The organism is Lacrimispora amygdalina (assembly GCF_900205965.1).
Classification (GTDB): domain Bacteria; phylum Bacillota; class Clostridia; order Lachnospirales; family Lachnospiraceae; genus Lacrimispora; species Lacrimispora amygdalina_A.
In genome coordinates this window covers 1-547 of record NZ_OAOF01000091.1, presented here as the reverse complement: position 1 = coordinate 547, position 547 = coordinate 1, and the positions used below count along the sequence as shown (strand labels likewise).

Annotated in this window: 2 rRNA genes; both read right to left on the bottom strand. The window is 43.9% G+C overall.

Annotation, left to right across the window (positions count from 1 at the left end):
- Window positions 1-125 precede the first annotated feature (125 nt).
- Window positions 126-243, bottom strand: a 5S ribosomal RNA gene (rrf, locus tag CRO04_RS25820).
- 228 nt (window positions 244-471) lie between these two features.
- Window positions 472-547 (bottom strand): 16S ribosomal RNA (locus tag CRO04_RS25815); the annotation flags it as partial.

The window sequence follows — 547 nt, the reverse complement described above, 5'->3', positions numbered from 1 at the left end:
TAAAACAGCACTGCCCTGCTGAATCAGGTTAACACATTCTTTAACACAGGTTTCGCTTTTCCCTCCACCCATTGGAACGTGTCCGTTCTATATAAAACACTTTTTCAAGTGATTTTTTTTATGTAATCTGGCACCCACCTGCTCTCCCATACCGTCTCCAGTATAGTACCATCGGCCGCTTAAGTCTTAACCATCGTGTTCGGGATGGGAACGGGTGTGTCCCTTAAGCGCATCGGCACCAGAAATTTCGTGTCTGCTAGTAATGTGTGCACAATCAAACGGGAAACTGTGTTGAAAGCTTGCTTTCATAAGCAGTTTTTTGTTTCATTGTATAAGCGGCGTAGCCGCGACCGAGTGAACTTGTTCACGAGGTTACACATTACGGTTTTCTGATATTTCCTTATTCAATTTTAAATCTTTTGAAAACCTAAGACTCAACAGTATATAAAACCCCTACTTCTTCTTCCTTAGAAAGGAGGTGATCCAGCCGCACCTTCCGATACGGCTACCTTGTTACGACTTCACCCCAGTTATCAGTCCCGCCTTC